The 16,579-nt window shown below is 49.8% G+C and carries 17 protein-coding genes; 2 read left to right on the plus strand and 15 right to left on the minus strand.

What is annotated here, in order from left to right:
- Nucleotides 1–19: 19 nt before the first annotated feature.
- The 8 genes from I8U23_RS06345 to I8U23_RS06380 all read right to left on the minus strand — a co-directional run bounded on the left by I8U23_RS06345 (nucleotide 20) and on the right by I8U23_RS06380 (nucleotide 5,820).
- On the minus strand, nucleotides 20–1,078 hold the full coding sequence (locus I8U23_RS06345; protein WP_037996292.1) for a glycine-rich domain-containing protein: 1,059 nt from the start codon (nucleotides 1,076–1,078) through the stop codon (nucleotides 20–22).
- A gap of 104 nt (nucleotides 1,079–1,182) precedes the next feature.
- On the minus strand, nucleotides 1,183–1,626 hold the full coding sequence (locus tag I8U23_RS06350; RefSeq protein ID WP_037996295.1) for a BrxA/BrxB family bacilliredoxin: 444 nt from the start codon (nucleotides 1,624–1,626) through the stop codon (nucleotides 1,183–1,185).
- Between the two features lie 56 nt (nucleotides 1,627–1,682).
- Entirely contained in the window at nucleotides 1,683–2,174 is a 492-nt protein-coding gene (gene queF / locus I8U23_RS06355) for a preQ(1) synthase (protein ID WP_037996297.1), read from the minus strand.
- Entirely contained in the window at nucleotides 2,171–2,578 is a 408-nt protein-coding gene (locus tag I8U23_RS06360; RefSeq protein ID WP_037996299.1) for a 6-pyruvoyl trahydropterin synthase family protein, read from the minus strand. Before I8U23_RS06360 ends, queF begins: the two co-directional genes overlap by 4 nt.
- 5 nt (nucleotides 2,579–2,583) lie before the next feature.
- Nucleotides 2,584–3,276 (minus strand): 7-cyano-7-deazaguanine synthase QueC, encoded by a 693-nt coding sequence (gene queC / locus I8U23_RS06365; RefSeq protein WP_037996301.1) that lies wholly within the window; start codon nucleotides 3,274–3,276, stop codon nucleotides 2,584–2,586.
- Nucleotides 3,277–3,291: 15 nt separating this feature from the next.
- Nucleotides 3,292–4,008, minus strand: coding sequence for a 7-carboxy-7-deazaguanine synthase QueE (locus I8U23_RS06370; protein ID WP_329605872.1), 717 nt, complete (start codon nucleotides 4,006–4,008; stop codon nucleotides 3,292–3,294).
- A gap of 102 nt (nucleotides 4,009–4,110) precedes the next feature.
- The gene (locus tag I8U23_RS06375; protein WP_198050843.1) at nucleotides 4,111–4,869 is read right to left on the minus strand and encodes a DeoR family transcriptional regulator; all 759 of its coding nucleotides are present in this window, start codon (nucleotides 4,867–4,869) and stop codon (nucleotides 4,111–4,113) included.
- Nucleotides 4,870–5,070: 201 nt separating this feature from the next.
- Nucleotides 5,071–5,820: an IclR family transcriptional regulator gene (locus tag I8U23_RS06380; RefSeq protein ID WP_037993182.1), complete on the minus strand. Its 750-nt coding sequence runs from the start codon at nucleotides 5,818–5,820 to the stop codon at nucleotides 5,071–5,073.
- 352 nt (nucleotides 5,821–6,172) lie between these two features.
- Here I8U23_RS06380 and acnA point away from each other — a divergent pair, with 352 nt between their 5' ends.
- A complete protein-coding gene (gene acnA / locus I8U23_RS06385; RefSeq protein ID WP_062843298.1) occupies nucleotides 6,173–8,881 on the plus strand; it encodes an aconitate hydratase AcnA in 2,709 nt (902 codons plus the stop codon).
- Nucleotides 8,882–8,968: 87 nt separating this feature from the next.
- Here acnA and I8U23_RS06390 read toward each other — a convergent pair whose 3' ends face one another.
- The 3 genes from I8U23_RS06390 to I8U23_RS06400 all read right to left on the minus strand — a co-directional run bounded on the left by I8U23_RS06390 (nucleotide 8,969) and on the right by I8U23_RS06400 (nucleotide 10,647).
- A complete protein-coding gene (locus I8U23_RS06390) occupies nucleotides 8,969–9,160 on the minus strand; it encodes a hypothetical protein (RefSeq protein ID WP_037992942.1) in 192 nt (63 codons plus the stop codon).
- A gap of 52 nt (nucleotides 9,161–9,212) precedes the next feature.
- Nucleotides 9,213–9,758: a S1 RNA-binding domain-containing protein gene (locus I8U23_RS06395; RefSeq protein WP_049720534.1), complete on the minus strand. Its 546-nt coding sequence runs from the start codon at nucleotides 9,756–9,758 to the stop codon at nucleotides 9,213–9,215.
- A gap of 154 nt (nucleotides 9,759–9,912) precedes the next feature.
- On the minus strand, nucleotides 9,913–10,647 hold the full coding sequence (locus tag I8U23_RS06400) for an ABC transporter ATP-binding protein (protein ID WP_062843297.1): 735 nt from the start codon (nucleotides 10,645–10,647) through the stop codon (nucleotides 9,913–9,915).
- A gap of 620 nt (nucleotides 10,648–11,267) precedes the next feature.
- Here I8U23_RS06400 and thiC point away from each other — a divergent pair.
- Entirely contained in the window at nucleotides 11,268–13,016 is a 1,749-nt protein-coding gene (thiC, locus tag I8U23_RS06405; RefSeq protein WP_049720536.1) for a phosphomethylpyrimidine synthase ThiC, read from the plus strand.
- Here the strand turns inward: thiC and thpR are convergent.
- From thpR to hutI, 4 genes are all read right to left on the minus strand, one after another.
- Nucleotides 13,010–13,576, minus strand: a complete 567-nt coding sequence (thpR, locus tag I8U23_RS06410) for an RNA 2',3'-cyclic phosphodiesterase (RefSeq protein ID WP_037993185.1) — start codon at nucleotides 13,574–13,576, stop codon at nucleotides 13,010–13,012. The genes thiC and thpR overlap by 7 nt on opposite strands.
- Before the next feature lie 70 nt (nucleotides 13,577–13,646).
- Nucleotides 13,647–14,174: a thiol peroxidase gene (gene tpx / locus I8U23_RS06415; RefSeq protein WP_037992946.1), complete on the minus strand. Its 528-nt coding sequence runs from the start codon at nucleotides 14,172–14,174 to the stop codon at nucleotides 13,647–13,649.
- A gap of 133 nt (nucleotides 14,175–14,307) precedes the next feature.
- Nucleotides 14,308–15,303, minus strand: coding sequence for an agmatinase family protein (locus I8U23_RS06420; RefSeq protein WP_037992948.1), 996 nt, complete (start codon nucleotides 15,301–15,303; stop codon nucleotides 14,308–14,310).
- A 13-nt stretch (nucleotides 15,304–15,316) separates the two neighbouring features.
- Nucleotides 15,317–16,579 (minus strand): imidazolonepropionase, encoded by a 1,263-nt coding sequence (hutI, locus tag I8U23_RS06425; protein ID WP_198050844.1) that lies wholly within the window; start codon nucleotides 16,577–16,579, stop codon nucleotides 15,317–15,319.

The following is a 16,579-nucleotide window of genomic DNA, read 5'->3' on the forward strand; positions in this document are numbered from 1 at the left end:
TCATTTTCACTGTCTTGCTTCAAATACTGCTTCCGCAACTGCTCCCGCCCGAAGAGTCGCTGCCTGTGCCACTTCCCGGATCACTCCCCGAATTCGATCCTGTGTCACCGGCTCCGCCGCCTTCCCAAAGATACTCCGTGCCGGAGGATTCGGGATAATAGCCTGTTCGTTTTTTGGCGTAAACGACGGAACCATGATCGTCTTCCAATGATTTTTTACAGAGCTCATGGTATTTTTCGCCGAATGCATCGGCATGGTTTAACGAAAGGAAAATCGCGCCAAGAACCGGATCGCCCTCTTTGAACGGCCCGGAATCTTTTTTGAAATGGCGGCGGAATTCTTTGATGGAGGTTCCTTGATTCACCACATGCTTTTCGACTTCTTCCCGTTTTCGTTTCAAAAGCCGGATCATGTTTTCAATGACACGGGCTGCCGGTTCCAAATTTTTAACAGTGTGTGGATTAAAGTATTGATCCTTTAATTCCAGATCCGAGCAGCGCTTAAAGTCATCCAAAAGTGCTTTGGAAAGCGGTTGTTGAAAAAAAGCTCCCCATGTATGGCGGCTGTACGGGGTCGGGCGAAACAAAAGCAAATACACCAAATCAAAAAAACTTCTCTCGCTTTCACTCACCGTTTGCCCCGGCACATTGGGCTCATGATGCAAAGTCGTCCCCAGGAAACGGTTGGAAAATTCCTCGTATTCTCTGGTGAACATCAGCATTTCATGCCAAATCTCATCGACTTCATGGCTGTACATCGGCGCTTTTTTCAGGATGGCTGTCATGATTAAGTATCGTTTCCACTCAAAAAAGCGGTTTTCCCATTCGGTCAAACTGATTTTATATTCACGGATCACGCGTTCTTTAACCCGTTCCACATAACTTTCTTGAAGTGAATGTTCCAAATGTTGTACCAGTGCTTGAACGTCCTCCTCAAGTTCCTGCCGGGGCTGGACCCCGAGATTTTCAAGCACATAACTCTTTTTATGGTTTACTTTTTTCGCCGAGCGATACAAGACATTCACAATGATCGACGTGATGATAAACAAAGCCACCAAAAAAAAGGCGATCAATTCCATTCCTTCACCATCCTTTCACTTTTATTTTAATGAAAATAACCCCTGCCGCCTATGTACATATAAAAAAACTCCCCTATCTTTCACACAGGGGAGATTTTGTGAATTTAATCCACAAAACGGTCATAAGCATCCGTCAGGTTTTTGGCGATTTCCTCAAGCGGAACATTTTCAATGTCGTGGCGATGCACCATGTGCACCAGTTTCCCGTCTTTTAACAAGGCAAAAGATGGTGAAGACGGGGGCATTCCTTCAAAATATGAACGGGCCCGTTCCGTGGCTTCCCGGTCTTGTCCGGCAAAAACGGTATACAAGTGATCCGGAACTTTGTCATGTTTCAAAGAAAGCGCCACTGCCGGGCGGGCCAAACCGGCTGCACAACCGCAAACCGAGTTCACCGCCACCAAGGTGGTTCCTTTGGCTCCTTCCCCCTGCAGAGCTTCATCCACTTCTTCCGGAGTGCGGAGCTCTTTGAAACCGACACCGGTCAATTCATCACGCATATGTTGAACCATCTGCTGCATTTGCAGAATATAGAAGTTTTCACTCATTTCCAACCCTCCTCCCCACTATTCTATCCCAATCGGGAAACAGAGAAAAGAAACATTTACCGATTGTCCACTTTTTCGGGATACAGGTCATGCAGCGCCAAACGCTGTTCGGCGATTTTTTCCCACCGGGTTCCCGGTTTTCCATAGTTCACATAAGGATCGATGCTGATCCCGCCTCTGGGCAAAAATTTCCCCCATACTTCGATGTATTTGGGATCCAGCTTCTCAATCAAATCCTTCATGATCGTGACAATGCAGTTTTCGTGAAAATCGCCGTGATTGCGAAAACTGAACAGATACAACTTCAGCGATTTGCTTTCCACCAGTTTTTGATCCGGAACATAGCTGAGATAAATGGTCGCAAAGTCCGGTTGACCGGTAATCGGACATAAACTGGTGAACTCCGGGCAGTTGAACTTCACAAAATAATCCGTCCCCGGATGACGGTTGTCAAACGTCTCCAACAAACCGGGGTTGTATTCGAAATGGTAAGTGGTGTCATTCCCCAACGCTTTCAGGGACAATTCCTCTTTCGACTTGTCGCTCATGACTTTTCCTCCTGTTCATCCACACGTTCAAAACGGGCATAAGCTTCATTGGTCTCTTCAACCTCAACCCATTTGCACCGGGGTTGATTCGATTTTTGCCGGCACAAGCCTTCAATAATCCGGAAAAACACCTCCGCCACTTTCTCGGTGGACGGGGCCACTCCGGTTTGCTCGGGATCAAACTCCGGAAAATCATTTAAGTAGTGGTGGTCATACTTTTTCTCGATGGCATGTTTCACTTGCCGGAAATCGATCAACATATGCTTTTCGTCCAACTCAAACCCTTCCACACAAAAAGTGACCTTATAGTTATGTCCGTGAATTCTTTCACATTTCCCGGCCCCCGGAATGCTGTGGGCGCAGGAAATCCAAAAGTGTTTCACCATCGTGTATTTGCCGCGCATGTTTATCACCTTAATTGTTCAGGGATTTTTTTATAAGCAATGGGATCCGTCGCGTTATTCTCTTTAAAACCTTTCAAGCGGAGCAGGCAGCTGTCGCATTCCCCGCACGCTTCCTCTCCCCCCAGATAACAGGAAGTGGTCAGTTCATAAGGAACGTTCAGCTCAAGCCCTCTTTTGATGGTTTCCGCTTTACTCAAATGAATCAGCGGCGTCCTGATCTCCATTTTTTCGGAAACACCCATTTTGGTCGCCAAATTGACCGTTTCACTGAAAGAACGGATAAATTCGGGGCGGCAGTCGGGATAACCGCTGTAATCCACCGCACTCACCCCGGTATAAATCCGTCTGGCCCCGATCACTTCCGCATAAGCCGATGCCAGTGACAGGAAAATTAAATTGCGGGCAGGAACATACGTATCCGGGATGTCTTCTTCCACTCCCCCGGTCCGGACTTCCATTGTCTGATCCGTCAGGGCACTGCCGCCAATCTCGCCGAGGAAAGAAACGTTTACAATTTTATGCCGGTGGCCCACCCCGTAGTGTTTGGCGATTTTTTTGGCTTGCTCCACTTCCCTGTCATGGCGCTGGTTGTAATAAAAGGTGATCGGATACAGTGCATAACCTTCTTCGCGGGCAATGCCCATGCACGTCGTGCTGTCCAATCCGCCGCTCAACACAATCACCGCTTTTTCTTCCACCCGTTTTCCCTCCTGTCATACCCCGCGCAAGTCGGGATCCCAAATCATTTTGTGCATTTGCAGACTCAATTTCACCTGTGTCAATTGATGCTTCAAGATCAAATCCACCAGTTTTGCCGGTTCCATTGATTCCCACACCGGACTGAACAAGGGAATCCCTTTTTTCATCTTGGTCTGGACGACTTCTTTGGCCACCTTGAAGTCCTCTTCCCCGGCAATCACAAATTTGACCTCGTCGTCATCGTTCAAACAGTCGAAATTCTCATCGATCATCCGCTTGTTTTCGCCGCTTCCCGGCAATTTATAATCCAAAATGAACCGGACTTTTTGTCTTGCCGCTTCATGGTTTTGCCTTAACTCAGCAAACGGCTTCAAATGGATCGCGCCGTTGGTTTCAATGTGAATGTCCTCGATATGGTCAATCTCAGCCAATGCTTCAATCAACCGTTCGGATTTATATCCATGCATCAACGGCTCACCGCCCGTCAGGCAAATGAACCGGTGCGGAAACTTTTTCACTTCCTTTACGATTTCGGAAACCCGTGCAAAATATTCCGGTTTGGAAGGGGCGTAGCTGTAAGGTGTATCACACCAGGTACACCGTAAGTTGCAATTAAACAACCGTACAAACGTGGTGGGAAATCCGGCACGGGTCCCTTCCCCTTCAACGGTTTGAAAAATTTCCACCATCGGAAGTTTGGGATCTTTTATGGATCCGGAATCTTGTTGCAAAGGGGCACCTTCTCTCCTGCAAAAAATATAGACATCACAAAAATTATATTCTACTTTGTCATGCTATCAAAAGCAAACGTTTTCGGGCAAGCGATGCTTTGGTCATCTTTCTGCAACACTCCACTCCACATTGGCTTTTTCCAGACATTCTTTCCAATGATCCGGCAAACGGTCCGTCACCAAAAGATCAATATCTTCCAAACGGCAGACTTGATAAAAAAACTGCTTTCCAAATTTTGTGTGGTCAGCCAGCACAATCACTTGTTCCGAACAGGCAATCATCTGTTTGACAACCTGGCCTTCCTCTTCATCCTTGACAAAAATCCCGTCCTTGGTGATTCCCCCGCCGCCCATCAAACACTTGTTCACCCGGAACTCCTGCAAATGGCGGATGGTCGCGGCTCCATGAATGTACCGGGAATGCGGGTCAAAAACCCCTCCCAACACATGCAGTTTGACCCCCTCTTTGCCGGACAGGATATCCGCAATGTCGATGGAATTGGTTACAACCACGACATTTTGCGCTTCAAGGGCTTGCGCGGCATATTGCACCGTTGTGGACGTATCCATCAAAATATGGTCGCGGGGGTGGATGTTTGCCGCGGCCAGCCGTCCGATCTTTGCTTTGGCTTCGCTTTTCTGTCCCACACGTTTCTTATAACTGTCGACTTCTTTTTCAAGAACCGGCAAAATGGCTCCGCCCCGTGTGCGGATGATGGAATTTTGTTCACTCAATTTCACCAAATCCCTGCGGGCGGTGTCACGGGAAACCCGAAACATCTCGCAAATCTCTTGAACGCTGATCCGGTGATGTTTTTTTAGATGGCGCAAAATCATCATCATTCTTTCTTCCTGATACACCCCTCGTCCCTCCTTTCCGTCCGGCGTTAAGCGATCATAAGCAATTATAAGACATAATACTCGACATCCGCGCCAGTATTGCTTATAATTACTTAAAAAGAAGCTCACAGGATCAGCGGGAATGGAGCGTGACCTTCAGCGGGCGTGATCTTTCCCGTTCTCTACATTTTGTCAGCCCGAGAAACCTCGGGCCTTTTTTGTTCAATCTCCTATCATTTTCCCCATTTTTCCTGCCGCTTCCATCATATACGGGACAAATTGCTCCATCTTGTCCACATTCATCCGGGAAACCGGACCGGACACGGCCAGCGCCGCCACCAATTTTTCCCGGCGGGAAAAGATCGGGACCGCCACTGCGGCTGTTCCGGCTTCCCTTTCTTCGATGCTCACCGCGTAACCGTCTTTCCGGATCTGTTTCAGTTGGTTCAGGTATTCAGACTTTTCCACATGGTCCGGCCATTCGGATTCGGCCAGCACTTTTTGCAACAGCGCCGGCTCCGCAAATGCGACCAGAACTTTACTGGAAGCTCCGACGGTAAGCGGCATCCGGACCCCGACCGGGGCCACCCGGCGAATTGCCTGATTGCTCTCGACAGCCTGAATGCGGATCCGCTCGATGCCGTCATAAACATACAAACTGACGGTCTCATCCAATTCATCCCGCAGCCGCTCCATTTCCGGCAAGAAAAGCACGGCGGGATCCTTGGACCGGTTTAAATGGGCGGAAAGCTCCCAAATCCGGAAACCCAGCTGATATTTTTCGGTATCCGGGTCTCTCTTCACAAATCCTTTGCTCTCCAAGGTGGCAAGCAAACGAAACACCGTGCTTTTGTTCAGCCCCGTGCGTTCGGCGATTTCTGTCATCCCCAGCCTGGTTTCATCCACAAAACACAACAAAATATCCAGTGCACGCTCAGCTGCTCGGACTGTCGATTTTTTTTCTCCACTCAAAATCAAGTCTCTCCCCCGTGTTTCACTCTGTGAAACTCATTTTTCAAATATTATACTCCTCTCTTTTCCATTAGAAAACGGAAATTTTGACAGAAAACAAAGAGATCGGTCTTTTCATGCGTCGTTCCAAAAGAATAAGACGTCTGACTTGTCCGTTTTTTTGCATTTTTTATAAAGAGTCTATACAAGTTTAAAAAAACATTGTATAATGAAGACGAATTTAGAACTTAGTTTCATCTGATGAAACAAGACGTCTCCCTCAGCGTGCCTTATTCCTTGCACTTTTCCCGCTTTTCATTCAGCCACCGCTGATGTGAAAGCTTTTTCATCTTTCTTCAAAGGAGGTTTTCCCATGGCAAAAGACTTATACAATGTGCGCTCCACGTTAAAAGTGGGCAACAAAGAATATGTTTACTATCGTCTGGACAGCTTGGAAGAACAAGGGATCGGAGAAATCTCCCGGTTGCCTTTCTCCATCAAAGTGTTGCTGGAAGCTGCCCTTCGCCAATATGACGGGAAATCGGTCACCCAGGAACATATTGAGCAGTTGGCTTCCTGGACCCAAAACAAGGATAAAAAGGAAATCGGATTTAAACCGGCCCGCATCGTTTTGCAGGACTTTACCGGTGTGCCGGCAGTCGTGGACTTGGCGGCATTGCGCTCTGCCATGAGCCGGGTGGGCGGCGATCCAAAACGGATTAACCCGCTGATTCCGGTTGACCTGGTGATCGACCATTCGGTGATGGTGGATCGTGCCGGAACTGAAGATGCACTGCAATACAACATGGATCTGGAATTCAAACGGAATGAAGAACGCTACCGCCTGCTTCGCTGGGCTGCTGAATCCCTTGACAATTTCCAAGCGGTTCCGCCCGCAACCGGAATTGTCCACCAGGTGAACTTGGAATACCTGGCCCGTGTCGCACAAACCCGTGAAGAAAACGGGGAAACAGTGGTATTCCCGGATTCCCTCGTCGGAACCGACTCCCACACCACCATGATTAACGGACTCGGCGTCGTCGGTTGGGGCGTTGGCGGAATCGAAGCGGAAGCCTGCATGTTGGGGCAACCATTGTACTTCATCACCCCGGATGTCATCGGATTCAAATTGACGGGGCAACTTCCGGAAGGGGCAACCGCTACCGACCTCGCGCTTACGGTCACAGAAATGCTCAGGAAGAAAGGCGTCGTCGGCAAATTTGTCGAGTTCTACGGTCCCGGCTTATCCAACCTGAACCTTGCTGACCGGGCCACAGTGGCAAACATGGCGCCGGAATACGGTGCAACAGTCGGTTTCTTCCCGGTTGACGAAGAATCCTTGAACTACCTCCGCACTACCGGACGGGACGAAAACCTGATTCAACTGGTCAAAGCTTACTATCAGGCACAAGGCTTGTTCCGGACCGATGACACTCCGGATCCGGTATTCACGGACACCATTGAACTGGATCTCAGCACGGTGGTTCCAAGCCTGTCCGGACCGAGACGCCCGCAAGACCGCATTGAACTGAACAAAATGAAAGAAGCTTGGAACGAAACCTTGCGCAAGCCGATTGATGAAAGCGGCTTTGGTCTGACGGAAGAAGAAATCAGCAAATCCGTGCAAGTCACCCGCCAAAATGACCGTTTTGACCTGAAACACGGTTCCGTGGTGATTGCCGCCATCACCAGCTGTACCAACACGTCCAACCCGTCCGTCATGGTGGGAGCCGGTTTGGTGGCGAAAAAAGCCGTCGAAAAAGGTTTAAGTGTACCGGCTTATGTCAAAAGCAGTTTGACACCCGGTTCCAAAGTGGTCACCGAATACCTGGCCCAGGCCAATCTGCTGGAACCGCTCGCCAAACTCGGCTTTACCGTTGCCGGTTACGGATGTGCCACCTGTATCGGAAACAGCGGGCCCCTCGCAGACGATGTAAGCAAAGCCATTGAAGAAAACGATTTGACAGTGGCTTCCGTTCTGTCCGGAAACCGGAACTTTGAAGGACGCATCCATCCGCTGGTAAAAGCCAATTATCTGGCTTCTCCGCCGCTGGTTGTTGCTTATGCGCTTGCCGGAACCGTCAATATTGACTTTGAAACCGAACCGATCGGTCACGGCAAAGACGGCCAACCCGTCTATCTCAAAGATATCTGGCCGACTTCCCAAGAAATCAGCCGGGTCATGAGCGAAGCCATCAGCGCGGAACAATTCCGCAAACAATACAGCCGGGTGTTTGACGCCAACGAGCGCTGGAATCAATTGCCAACTCCCAAAGGCGTTCTCTACGATTGGGACGAAAACTCCACCTACATTCAAGAACCGCCGTTCTTCGTGGATATGTCGGTGGAAGCGGAAGAAATCGCTCCGATTCAAGACGCCCGTGTTCTCGCTCTGTTGGGAGATTCCGTCACCACAGACCATATTTCGCCGGCCGGAAGCATCGCCCCCAACAGCCCGGCAGGGAAATATCTCCAAGAACATGGCGTCAAAGTAAAAGACTTCAACTCATATGGTTCCAGACGCGGGAACGACCGGGTCATGACACGCGGAACCTTTGCAAACATCCGGATCCGGAACCAAATGGTGCCCGGTTCTGAAGGCGGAGTGACCGAACATGTTCCGAGCGGGCAAGTCATGTCCATTTATGATGCGGCCATGAAATACAAAGAAGAAAACACGCCACTCGTCGTGATTGCCGGAAAAGAATACGGCACGGGAAGCTCTCGTGACTGGGCGGCCAAAGGAACCAACCTGCTCGGGGTAAAAGCTGTCATCGCCGAAAGCTTTGAACGGATTCACCGCAGCAATCTGGTCGGCATGGGCGTATTGCCGCTTCAATTCAAAGAAGGGCAAAGCTGGAAAACATTGAACCTGACCGGAAAAGAAACCATTGACATCCTCGGCTTGAATGATGACATCCAACCGGGGCAATGCCTGACGGTTCGCGCCACCAAACCGGACGGCGAGACCACGGAATTTGAAGTCACCGTCCGCCTCGACAGCGTTGTGGATGTGGAATACTATAAAAACGGCGGCATCCTGCAAACGGTTCTGCGCCAAATCTTAAAAGACAACCAATAAGCTGAATAACCCGAAACAAAAAACCTCCCGGGACTTTCCCGGGGGGATTTTTTTGGGGACAAACGGCGGGGAGATCCAACGACAGGCTCAATCTTTGGCTTCCATCCACATTCCTTTGACAATGGCCGATTTGATGATCCAGCGGTCTTGATCCCGGATGCAAGGAAAGCGAATATCCTGCTCGCGATGGTACAAATAAAGGTGGCGGTCGGTCTCCAAGATCACCTGGCTCTCCCGGATCATCCGGTCAATTTCATGTCCGGAGATTTTTCGGTTCAAGCGTTCTTCCAGCCGCTTCCGCAAATGATAGGAAAAATGGTAAGAACGCGTTTCAAAGATGTTCCCTCCCTTGGCTTAATTCTTTCAAAAAATGGTAAACCAAGTCCCTTTGAAACTGCGGAAGCGTTCTCATCATTGCCTTTGTAAATTGATATACCCCCATTTCCCGGACCATGTCCTTGATAATGGTTTTGGACTCTTCCGACACAACGCCGAATTCTTTGGAAAGGTCTTGAATGATTTGATCCACTTCGTCTTGCGGAACCTCTTTTTTGGGGAGTTCATTTTTGACATTTTCCAATAATCGAAAAGGATTGTCTCTTTTATCCATATACATCAAACTGAACTCTACTTTATGGTCTTCCTTCACTTGCCGCACCTCGGCATCCATCACCTGGTTGACTTCCACGGTCACCCCGTCGGGAATTTGGGATATATGGATCAGTCCCGAAGCCATATGTTCATCCTTGGTCACGACAAAGGCGCCGTAATCCATGATCCGGGTGATGCGAACCTTGACTATATCACCAACCGCATAAGGCAGCGGAGCTTTCCTGTCGCTATGTAGGAACTTGTCGATCCGTTCATCAATGCTCATTTCCGCTCTCCTCCCCCTCAGAAACGATTTTCATTCCATTATAAATACAGATACGAAAAAAGGGCAAAGTGATTTCATTGTCCACGCTCTTCACACCCTCGCCCTCGTTTCATTTATACAATATATTCTCTCTCTTCGCTGAACGTCATTAAAATTAAAAGTGATGTTCTTTTCTAAGATAAGAAAAAGCTTGCATCGCTTCGTACCAAGCCTGTACCGTTCCCTCCGTGACACCGGATGTCAAAATCTTTCGACTCCCCAGGCGCCTGCAAGCTCCCGATTCCAACAACATCAAATCATTTGCGCATTCTGCCAAGTCCATGTCTGTGGTGGTCGCAAACAAGGTAATTTGTCCTCTTTTGCGTTTTTTCAATTCGTGCATCAACAAATAACGTCCCCATGGATCCAATCCTTCCGTCGGCTCATCCATGATCCAGATCGGGGCGGGCACAATCAGGCTGCGGGCCAACAAAAACCTTTTCAAAACCGCTCCGGAAAGTTCGTACAGAGGCACTTTCCGATAACCGGCCAATCCCCATTTTGCAATGATTTCCGCAATTTTTTTCCTGGGATTTGGAACGCGCATCAACTGCGCATGCATGAAGAGTGAAGACTCGATGGTGGTATCCTGGTTCAACCGTTGGACATGCGGGGTATAGTGAATCAGTGATTTGAGAAAGGAAAGGTCTGAAAGGCCGGAATGCAACATTTTCCCTTTCGACCAGACATGCGGTTCTTTTTTATGGGAGAAAAAAACAATCCTGCCGTCATCCGGAACCATTTTCAGGGCGGTCAGCTTCAACAACGTTGTTTTTCCCGAACCCGCAGGGCCCAACAAGGCCGTCACCCCTTCCCGGACGGAAGCGGAAAAATCTATGAGCCCCGTCATCCTCATACGTGAAACCTGCGCCTTTTGACCAAAAACTTTCCGCACGTGATGCCACTCTATTCTCAATTTTCATGCACCCTTTCTCCAACCTCTCACAGGTACAAAAAACAAAGATCTTTTCCAAGGATTTTCACATTCAACCAAAAATGGAAGATATCCCCTGATTCAGGGTTTGTTTAATTTAAGTATAACGGACAAAAAATATCCTGTCTAAAATGAGGATTGTGAATATATTGCAAAATCGTGACAAAAAACCTTCAAAAATAACAGATTCCAACCGAATGGGGATCCCGTTTGTTTTTCTTCTTCTTTTATATAAATTTATTCTTTGGCGATTGACCTCCCGTGAAATCTGTGATAGCTTGAAAGGGACAGCAACTAAATAGGGTCAAAAAACGGGAGCTTGGAGTCAGCCAGGCTGAGAGGGCGGAGAATTCTGCCGCCGACCGTGTACCTGATCTGGGTAATGCCAGCGTAGGGAAGATGACGGGACTCGTGTCCCCTCATCGTTTTGATCACTTCCCCGATCCATACGCATCAGGTGTATGGTTTTTTTGTGTCGTATTCGCCCTTCGTCCGTTTTGGCCACTGGTTGCAATCACCAAAGGAGGGCAATATTGATGGAACGTTATTTCTATCCGAACAGCAAAAAAGTTTATGTCAAAGGGTCCAGACCCGATCTCCTCGTTCCCATGCGGGAAATTTCCCTTTCCCCCACCACCGACTGGCGCGGAACCCGTGCCAATGAACCTCTCCGCATCTATGACACAAGCGGGCCTTACACCGATCCGGAAGCATCCATTGATTTGAGACGAGGATTGCCAAAATTGCGAAGAAACTGGATTTTGGAACGGGGCGACGTGGAAGAAACCAAAGGCCGCCCGGTCCAGCCCGTCGACAATGGATACCGCTCGGAGGAAAAGGCAAAAACGCTTGAATCATTTCCTCATCCCAACAAACACCCGTTAAAAGCAAGACCCGGAAAAATCGTCACCCAGATGCATTATGCCAAAAAGGGAATCATCACGCCGGAAATGGAGTTTGTCGCCATTCGCGAACAGTTGGATCCCGAATTCGTGCGGCAAGAAGTCGCCAGCGGCCGGGCCATCATCCCCGCCAATATCAATCATCCGGAATCCGAACCGATGATCATCGGCAAAAACTTCCATGTCAAAATCAATGCCAACATCGGAAATTCCGCGGTTTCCTCTTCCATTGAGGAAGAAGTTGAAAAAATGACCTGGGCCACCTTATGGGGAGCCGATACCATCATGGATTTATCGACCGGAAAAAACATTCACAACACCCGGGAATGGATCATCCGCAATTCACCGGTTCCGGTTGGAACTGTTCCCATTTACCAGGCACTCGAAAAGGTCAACGGGGTTCCGGAAGACTTGACATGGGAAATTTACCGCGACACCTTGATCGAACAAGCCGAACAAGGGGTGGATTACTTTACCATCCATGCCGGCGTGCGGCTCCATTACATCCCGCTCACGGCCGAACGCACCACCGGAATTGTCTCGCGCGGCGGTTCGATCATGGCCGCATGGTGTCTGGCCCATCATGAGGAAAACTTTTTATACACACACTTCCGCGAGATCTGCGAAATTCTGCAAGCTTATGACATTTGCGTTTCTCTCGGTGACGGCTTGCGTCCGGGATCGATTGCCGATGCCAACGACAAAGCCCAATTCGCCGAACTGGAAACGCTGGCGGAACTGACCCAAATTGCATGGGAACACGATGTGCAGGTGATGATCGAAGGACCGGGACATATCCCCATGCATAAAATTAAAGAAAACGTGGATATTCAGCAAAAACTGTGTCAAGAAGCTCCTTTTTACACCCTGGGGCCGCTGACCACGGATATCGCCCCCGGCTATGACCACATCACGTCTGCCATCGGTGCGGCGATGATCGGCTGGTATGGCACCGCCATGCTTTGCTATGTGACTCCGAAAGAACATCTGGGGCTCCCCAACAAACAAGACGTAAAAGAAGGGGTCATCGCATATAAAATCGCCGCCCATGCCGCCGATCTGGCCAAAGGGCATCCGGGAGCGCAAAAACGGGATGATGCGTTGTCCAAAGCACGGTTTGAATTCCGGTGGGTGGATCAGTTCAATTTGTCCCTGGATCCGGTCCGGGCAAGAGAATTCCATGATGAAACCTTACCGGCCGAGCCGGCAAAAACCGCCCACTTCTGCTCGATGTGCGGCCCCAAATTTTGCAGTATGAAAATCACGCAAGATATCCGGGAATATGCGGACAAACAAGGATTGACCCTGGAAGAGGCCGCCAAAAAAGGGATGAAAGAAAAAGCCCGGGAATTTAAGAAAAAAGGCTCTTCCCTCTATCAATAATTCCGGTCAAGGGAAAAAAGACCCACCGGTTCATACATCGGCTGCCGCCCCAACTTCGTCTCATAGCACGCAATTTGCCGGACCCGCCATTCGATGTTTTGGAAGATGGAACTCATCCCGGGCGTCAGTGTAAAGTTTGGCTGCCGGCATTTGCGGGCAATCGTGACATGGGGGCGGTATGCCCGTTTTTCAGCCGGAAAGCCGAGCGGTTCCATCGTCCGGACCACTTGTTTTTGCAAGCGGTACAAAGCGTCAAGATCTCCCGAAACACCGGCCCACAAAATGCGCGGCTGATGTTCCCTGCCAAACGTCCCGAGACCGGACAGTTTTAAAGAAAACGGTTCCGTTCCTTGGGCACAACGGGGCAAGGCGCTTAAAATTTGTTCTTTTTTCTCCGGGTTGACATCGCCCAAAAATTGAAGCGTAATATGGTAATCCTCTTCAAAGACCCAGCGGGAAAAATCGCATTGTCGCTTCAACATGTCACTTCCCCGGGCCAAATGCCGTTTCACTTCCGGCGGTAATTTCACGGCGATAAACAAACGGGATTCGTGTGCCATCCCCGATTCGACCTCCATTCCATGCTGAAAAGGCTCAGCGGTCATCGCCGAGCCTTTTTTGCATATGGATTTATTGGTTCAATGCTTTTTTGGCGGCAAGAATCGGCGCTTCATAATCCGGATGATTGGTGGATTCCGGTACGTATTCCACATAGACGATCTGATCATTTTGATCCACCACAAACACGGCCCGGGCCAACAAACGCATTTCTTTAATGGCGACACCGTAAGCCGTTCCAAACGACAAATCGCGGTGATCGGAAAGAGTTTGCACATTTTCCACACCGGCCGCCCCGCACCAGCGTTTTTGGGCGAAAGGCAGGTCCACACTGACGGTCAGTACTTTCACCCCGTCAATGCCGCCCGCTTCTTCGTTGAAACGGCGGGTTTGCGCATCACAAACTCCTGTATCCAGAGACGGAACCACACTGATAATCCGGACAAACCCTTTGCTGTCCGCAAGTGTGACTTCGGACAAATCATTTGCCAACACTTTAAAATCCGGGGCTTGGTCCCCGACTTTCAACTCCGGGCCAAGCAAAGTGACCGGGTTTCCTTTAAATGTTACAGCACCTTTTCGTTCGATGGCCATGAGCATTTCCTCCTTTAAAAAGTCATCTTCTTTATCTTAACACTGTTTGAAAACAAAAAAAATAAACATCCCCCTTCACAAATGGAAGGGGCTCTGTTTCTCTGTCGAAAAGGCCCGTTTTTTTCAAAAATCGGGGTTTTTATTCTTCTGATGAACCCGACTTCCGGCTCAACACCCCGGAAAGGAAGGAAAGCATAGTGTGGGTTGCCGTTTTGACCGACACCGATCCCACATCCCGCATGGGATCCAGGCAAACAATATCCAATGCCTTGACTTTCGGTTCTTCCCCCAGCCGGAACATGGCCTCAAACAATTCCCGCGAATACAAACCGCCGGGATGGGATCCGGGGGAACCCGGCAGAAATGAAAGATCAAGCACATCCATATCCACGGTCACATAGATGGAATCCACCAATTCAGTCAATTTGGACAGAGCTTCTTCAAAGACCGCAGGAAATCCTTTTTTCCAGATTTGATGCATGGTATAAAAAGTGATTCCTTTTTCTTCTGCATATTGGCGGTAGATCCGGGAATTAGCAAAGCCGTGGATGCCGATTTGGACAATCTCTTTTCCTTCCAGTGTGCCGGATTCCAACAATCCGCGAACCGGCGTCCCGTTGCTCGGACCTCCGCTTTCCAAGCTCCGCACGTCAAAATGCGTGTCAAACTGGAGCAGACCGGTCTTGCCGGGCGGACGGGCTTTTTTCCATGCCTTGACCGACGGGCACGTGATGGAATGGTCCCCTCCGATGATCACCGGCAAAAAGAAGTCCTGTTTCTGTGTCTTTTCATAAACTTCTTCCATTCCTTTTTCAATGTAATGATGGCAAAGCGGGATATCCGTCACATGCATGCGGACATCGCCCAGATCCCGCACATTCAAGCGGGTTAAATCGGCATCATGATCCACATCATAGGTGGAAAAGCTTTTCCAGCTTTGCCGGACGGCCCACGGCGTTTCACTCGCTCCCGAAGCGCTGATGGAAGAACGGGACAAAGGGACTCCGATGACTCCGACATCCATGGTTTCTTTCCCGTTCCACGGCCGGATCCACTCACTCACTTTCGGATCATTGGGATCAGCCGTCTGAACACGGTGGACAAAGGGGGGCGGATTCAAATAACGAAAGTTCATCCTTCCTTCCTCCCTAAACAACCCATTTTCCTTTTTTCATCACTCGTTCCACGTCATTGGATCCGTAATGATACGTCAAATGCAGATAGTTGGGCACATCGAATACAACCAAATCCGCTTGCTTGCCGGGCTCCAGACTTCCGATCCGGTCCGCCCGGCCGATGGCATGAGCGGCATTGACGGTCACCGCTGTAATCACCTCTGCCGGGGTCATCTTCATGTGAAAACAAGCCAGATTCATCATCAAAAGCAAGGATTCGGTCGGGGAAGAGCCCGGATTGCAATCCGTCGACAAGGCCACCGGCACCCCGGCATCAATCATCTTTCGCCCGTCGGCAAAGGGGGCCATCAGGAAAAAGGCCGTTCCCGGAAGCAAGACCGCCACCACTTTCGCTTTGGCGAGTGCGCGGATTCCTTCATCGGACGCTTTCAGCAAATGGTCCGCGGAAATGGCACCGATGCGGGCAGCGAGTTCCGCCCCACCCGTCGGTTCGATTTCGTCCGCATGAATCTTCGGGATCAGGCCGGCCGCTTTGGCCGCCCGGAGGATCATTTCAGACTGTCCGACGGTAAACACGCCTCTTTCGCAAAAAATATCGCAAAATTCAGCCAAATGCTCCGAAACCACCCGCGGTATCATCTCGTCCGTGATGAGCCTGACATACGCATCCGGTTGTTGTTGGTACTCCTTCGGGATCGCATGCGCCCCCATAAAAGTGGATACGATCTCCACCGGATGCTCCTCATTCAATCGTTTGGCCACTCTGAGCTGTTTCAGTTCATGTTCCAGGGACAGCCCGTATCCGCTTTTCGCTTCAACGGTGGTCACCCCGTTCTTTAAAAACCGGTCCAGCCTCGCTTTGGCTTGCTCCGCCAATTCATCGGCACTCGCTGCCCGTGTTCTTTGGGTGGTTGACAAAATTCCGCCGCCGGCCTCCAAGATCTCCAAATAGGTTTTCCCGTTTAAGCGCATGTTCAGCTCATCTTCACGGGAACCGGCATACACCAAATGGGTGTGCGGATCAATGAGCCCCGGCATGATGACTTTTCCCGTCGCATCCCAATGGTTCACCTTTTCCCATGAACCCCATCGTTTCCGCGCTTCACTCTCCACTTCGTTGCGGGTCCCGACGGCAATGATCGTGTCTTTTTCAACAGCCACCGCCCCATCTTCGATGATGCCCAGATCATTCATTGCTTTCCCGGTTTTCGGGTGTTTGCCGGCCCCTTGCAACGTAAGCAATTGGTTTGCTCCGGTAATCAGCCACTTCTCCAT

The sequence above is a fragment of the Thermoactinomyces sp. CICC 10735 genome, assembly GCF_016055175.1.
GTDB lineage: Bacteria > Bacillota > Bacilli > Thermoactinomycetales > Thermoactinomycetaceae > Thermoactinomyces > Thermoactinomyces vulgaris.

Bases quoted from the DNA above. Each gene is read 5' to 3' on its own strand.
- acnA (WP_062843298.1), top strand. From the start codon at position 6,173: ATGGCAAAAGACTTATACAATGTGCGCTCCACGTTAAAAGTGGGCAAC.
- I8U23_RS06400 (WP_062843297.1), bottom strand. From the start codon at position 10,647: ATGACGGGGCTCATAGATTTTTCCGCTTCCGTCCGGGAAGGGGTGACG.
- thiC (WP_049720536.1), top strand. From the start codon at position 11,268: ATGGAACGTTATTTCTATCCGAACAGCAAAAAAGTTTATGTCAAAGGG.
- I8U23_RS06345 (WP_037996292.1), bottom strand. From the start codon at position 1,078: ATGGAATTGATCGCCTTTTTTTTGGTGGCTTTGTTTATCATCACGTCG.
- I8U23_RS06420 (WP_037992948.1), bottom strand. From the start codon at position 15,303: ATGAACTTTCGTTATTTGAATCCGCCCCCCTTTGTCCACCGTGTTCAG.
- hutI (WP_198050844.1), bottom strand. From the start codon at position 16,579: ATGGAGAAGTGGCTGATTACCGGAGCAAACCAATTGCTTACGTTGCAA.
- I8U23_RS06350 (WP_037996295.1), bottom strand. From the start codon at position 1,626: ATGAGTGAAAACTTCTATATTCTGCAAATGCAGCAGATGGTTCAACAT.
- thpR (WP_037993185.1), bottom strand. From the start codon at position 13,576: ATGGCACACGAATCCCGTTTGTTTATCGCCGTGAAATTACCGCCGGAA.
- I8U23_RS06360 (WP_037996299.1), bottom strand. From the start codon at position 2,578: ATGCGCGGCAAATACACGATGGTGAAACACTTTTGGATTTCCTGCGCC.
- queF (WP_037996297.1), bottom strand. From the start codon at position 2,174: ATGAGCGACAAGTCGAAAGAGGAATTGTCCCTGAAAGCGTTGGGGAAT.
- I8U23_RS06395 (WP_049720534.1), bottom strand. From the start codon at position 9,758: ATGAGCATTGATGAACGGATCGACAAGTTCCTACATAGCGACAGGAAA.
- tpx (WP_037992946.1), bottom strand. From the start codon at position 14,174: ATGCTCATGGCCATCGAACGAAAAGGTGCTGTAACATTTAAAGGAAAC.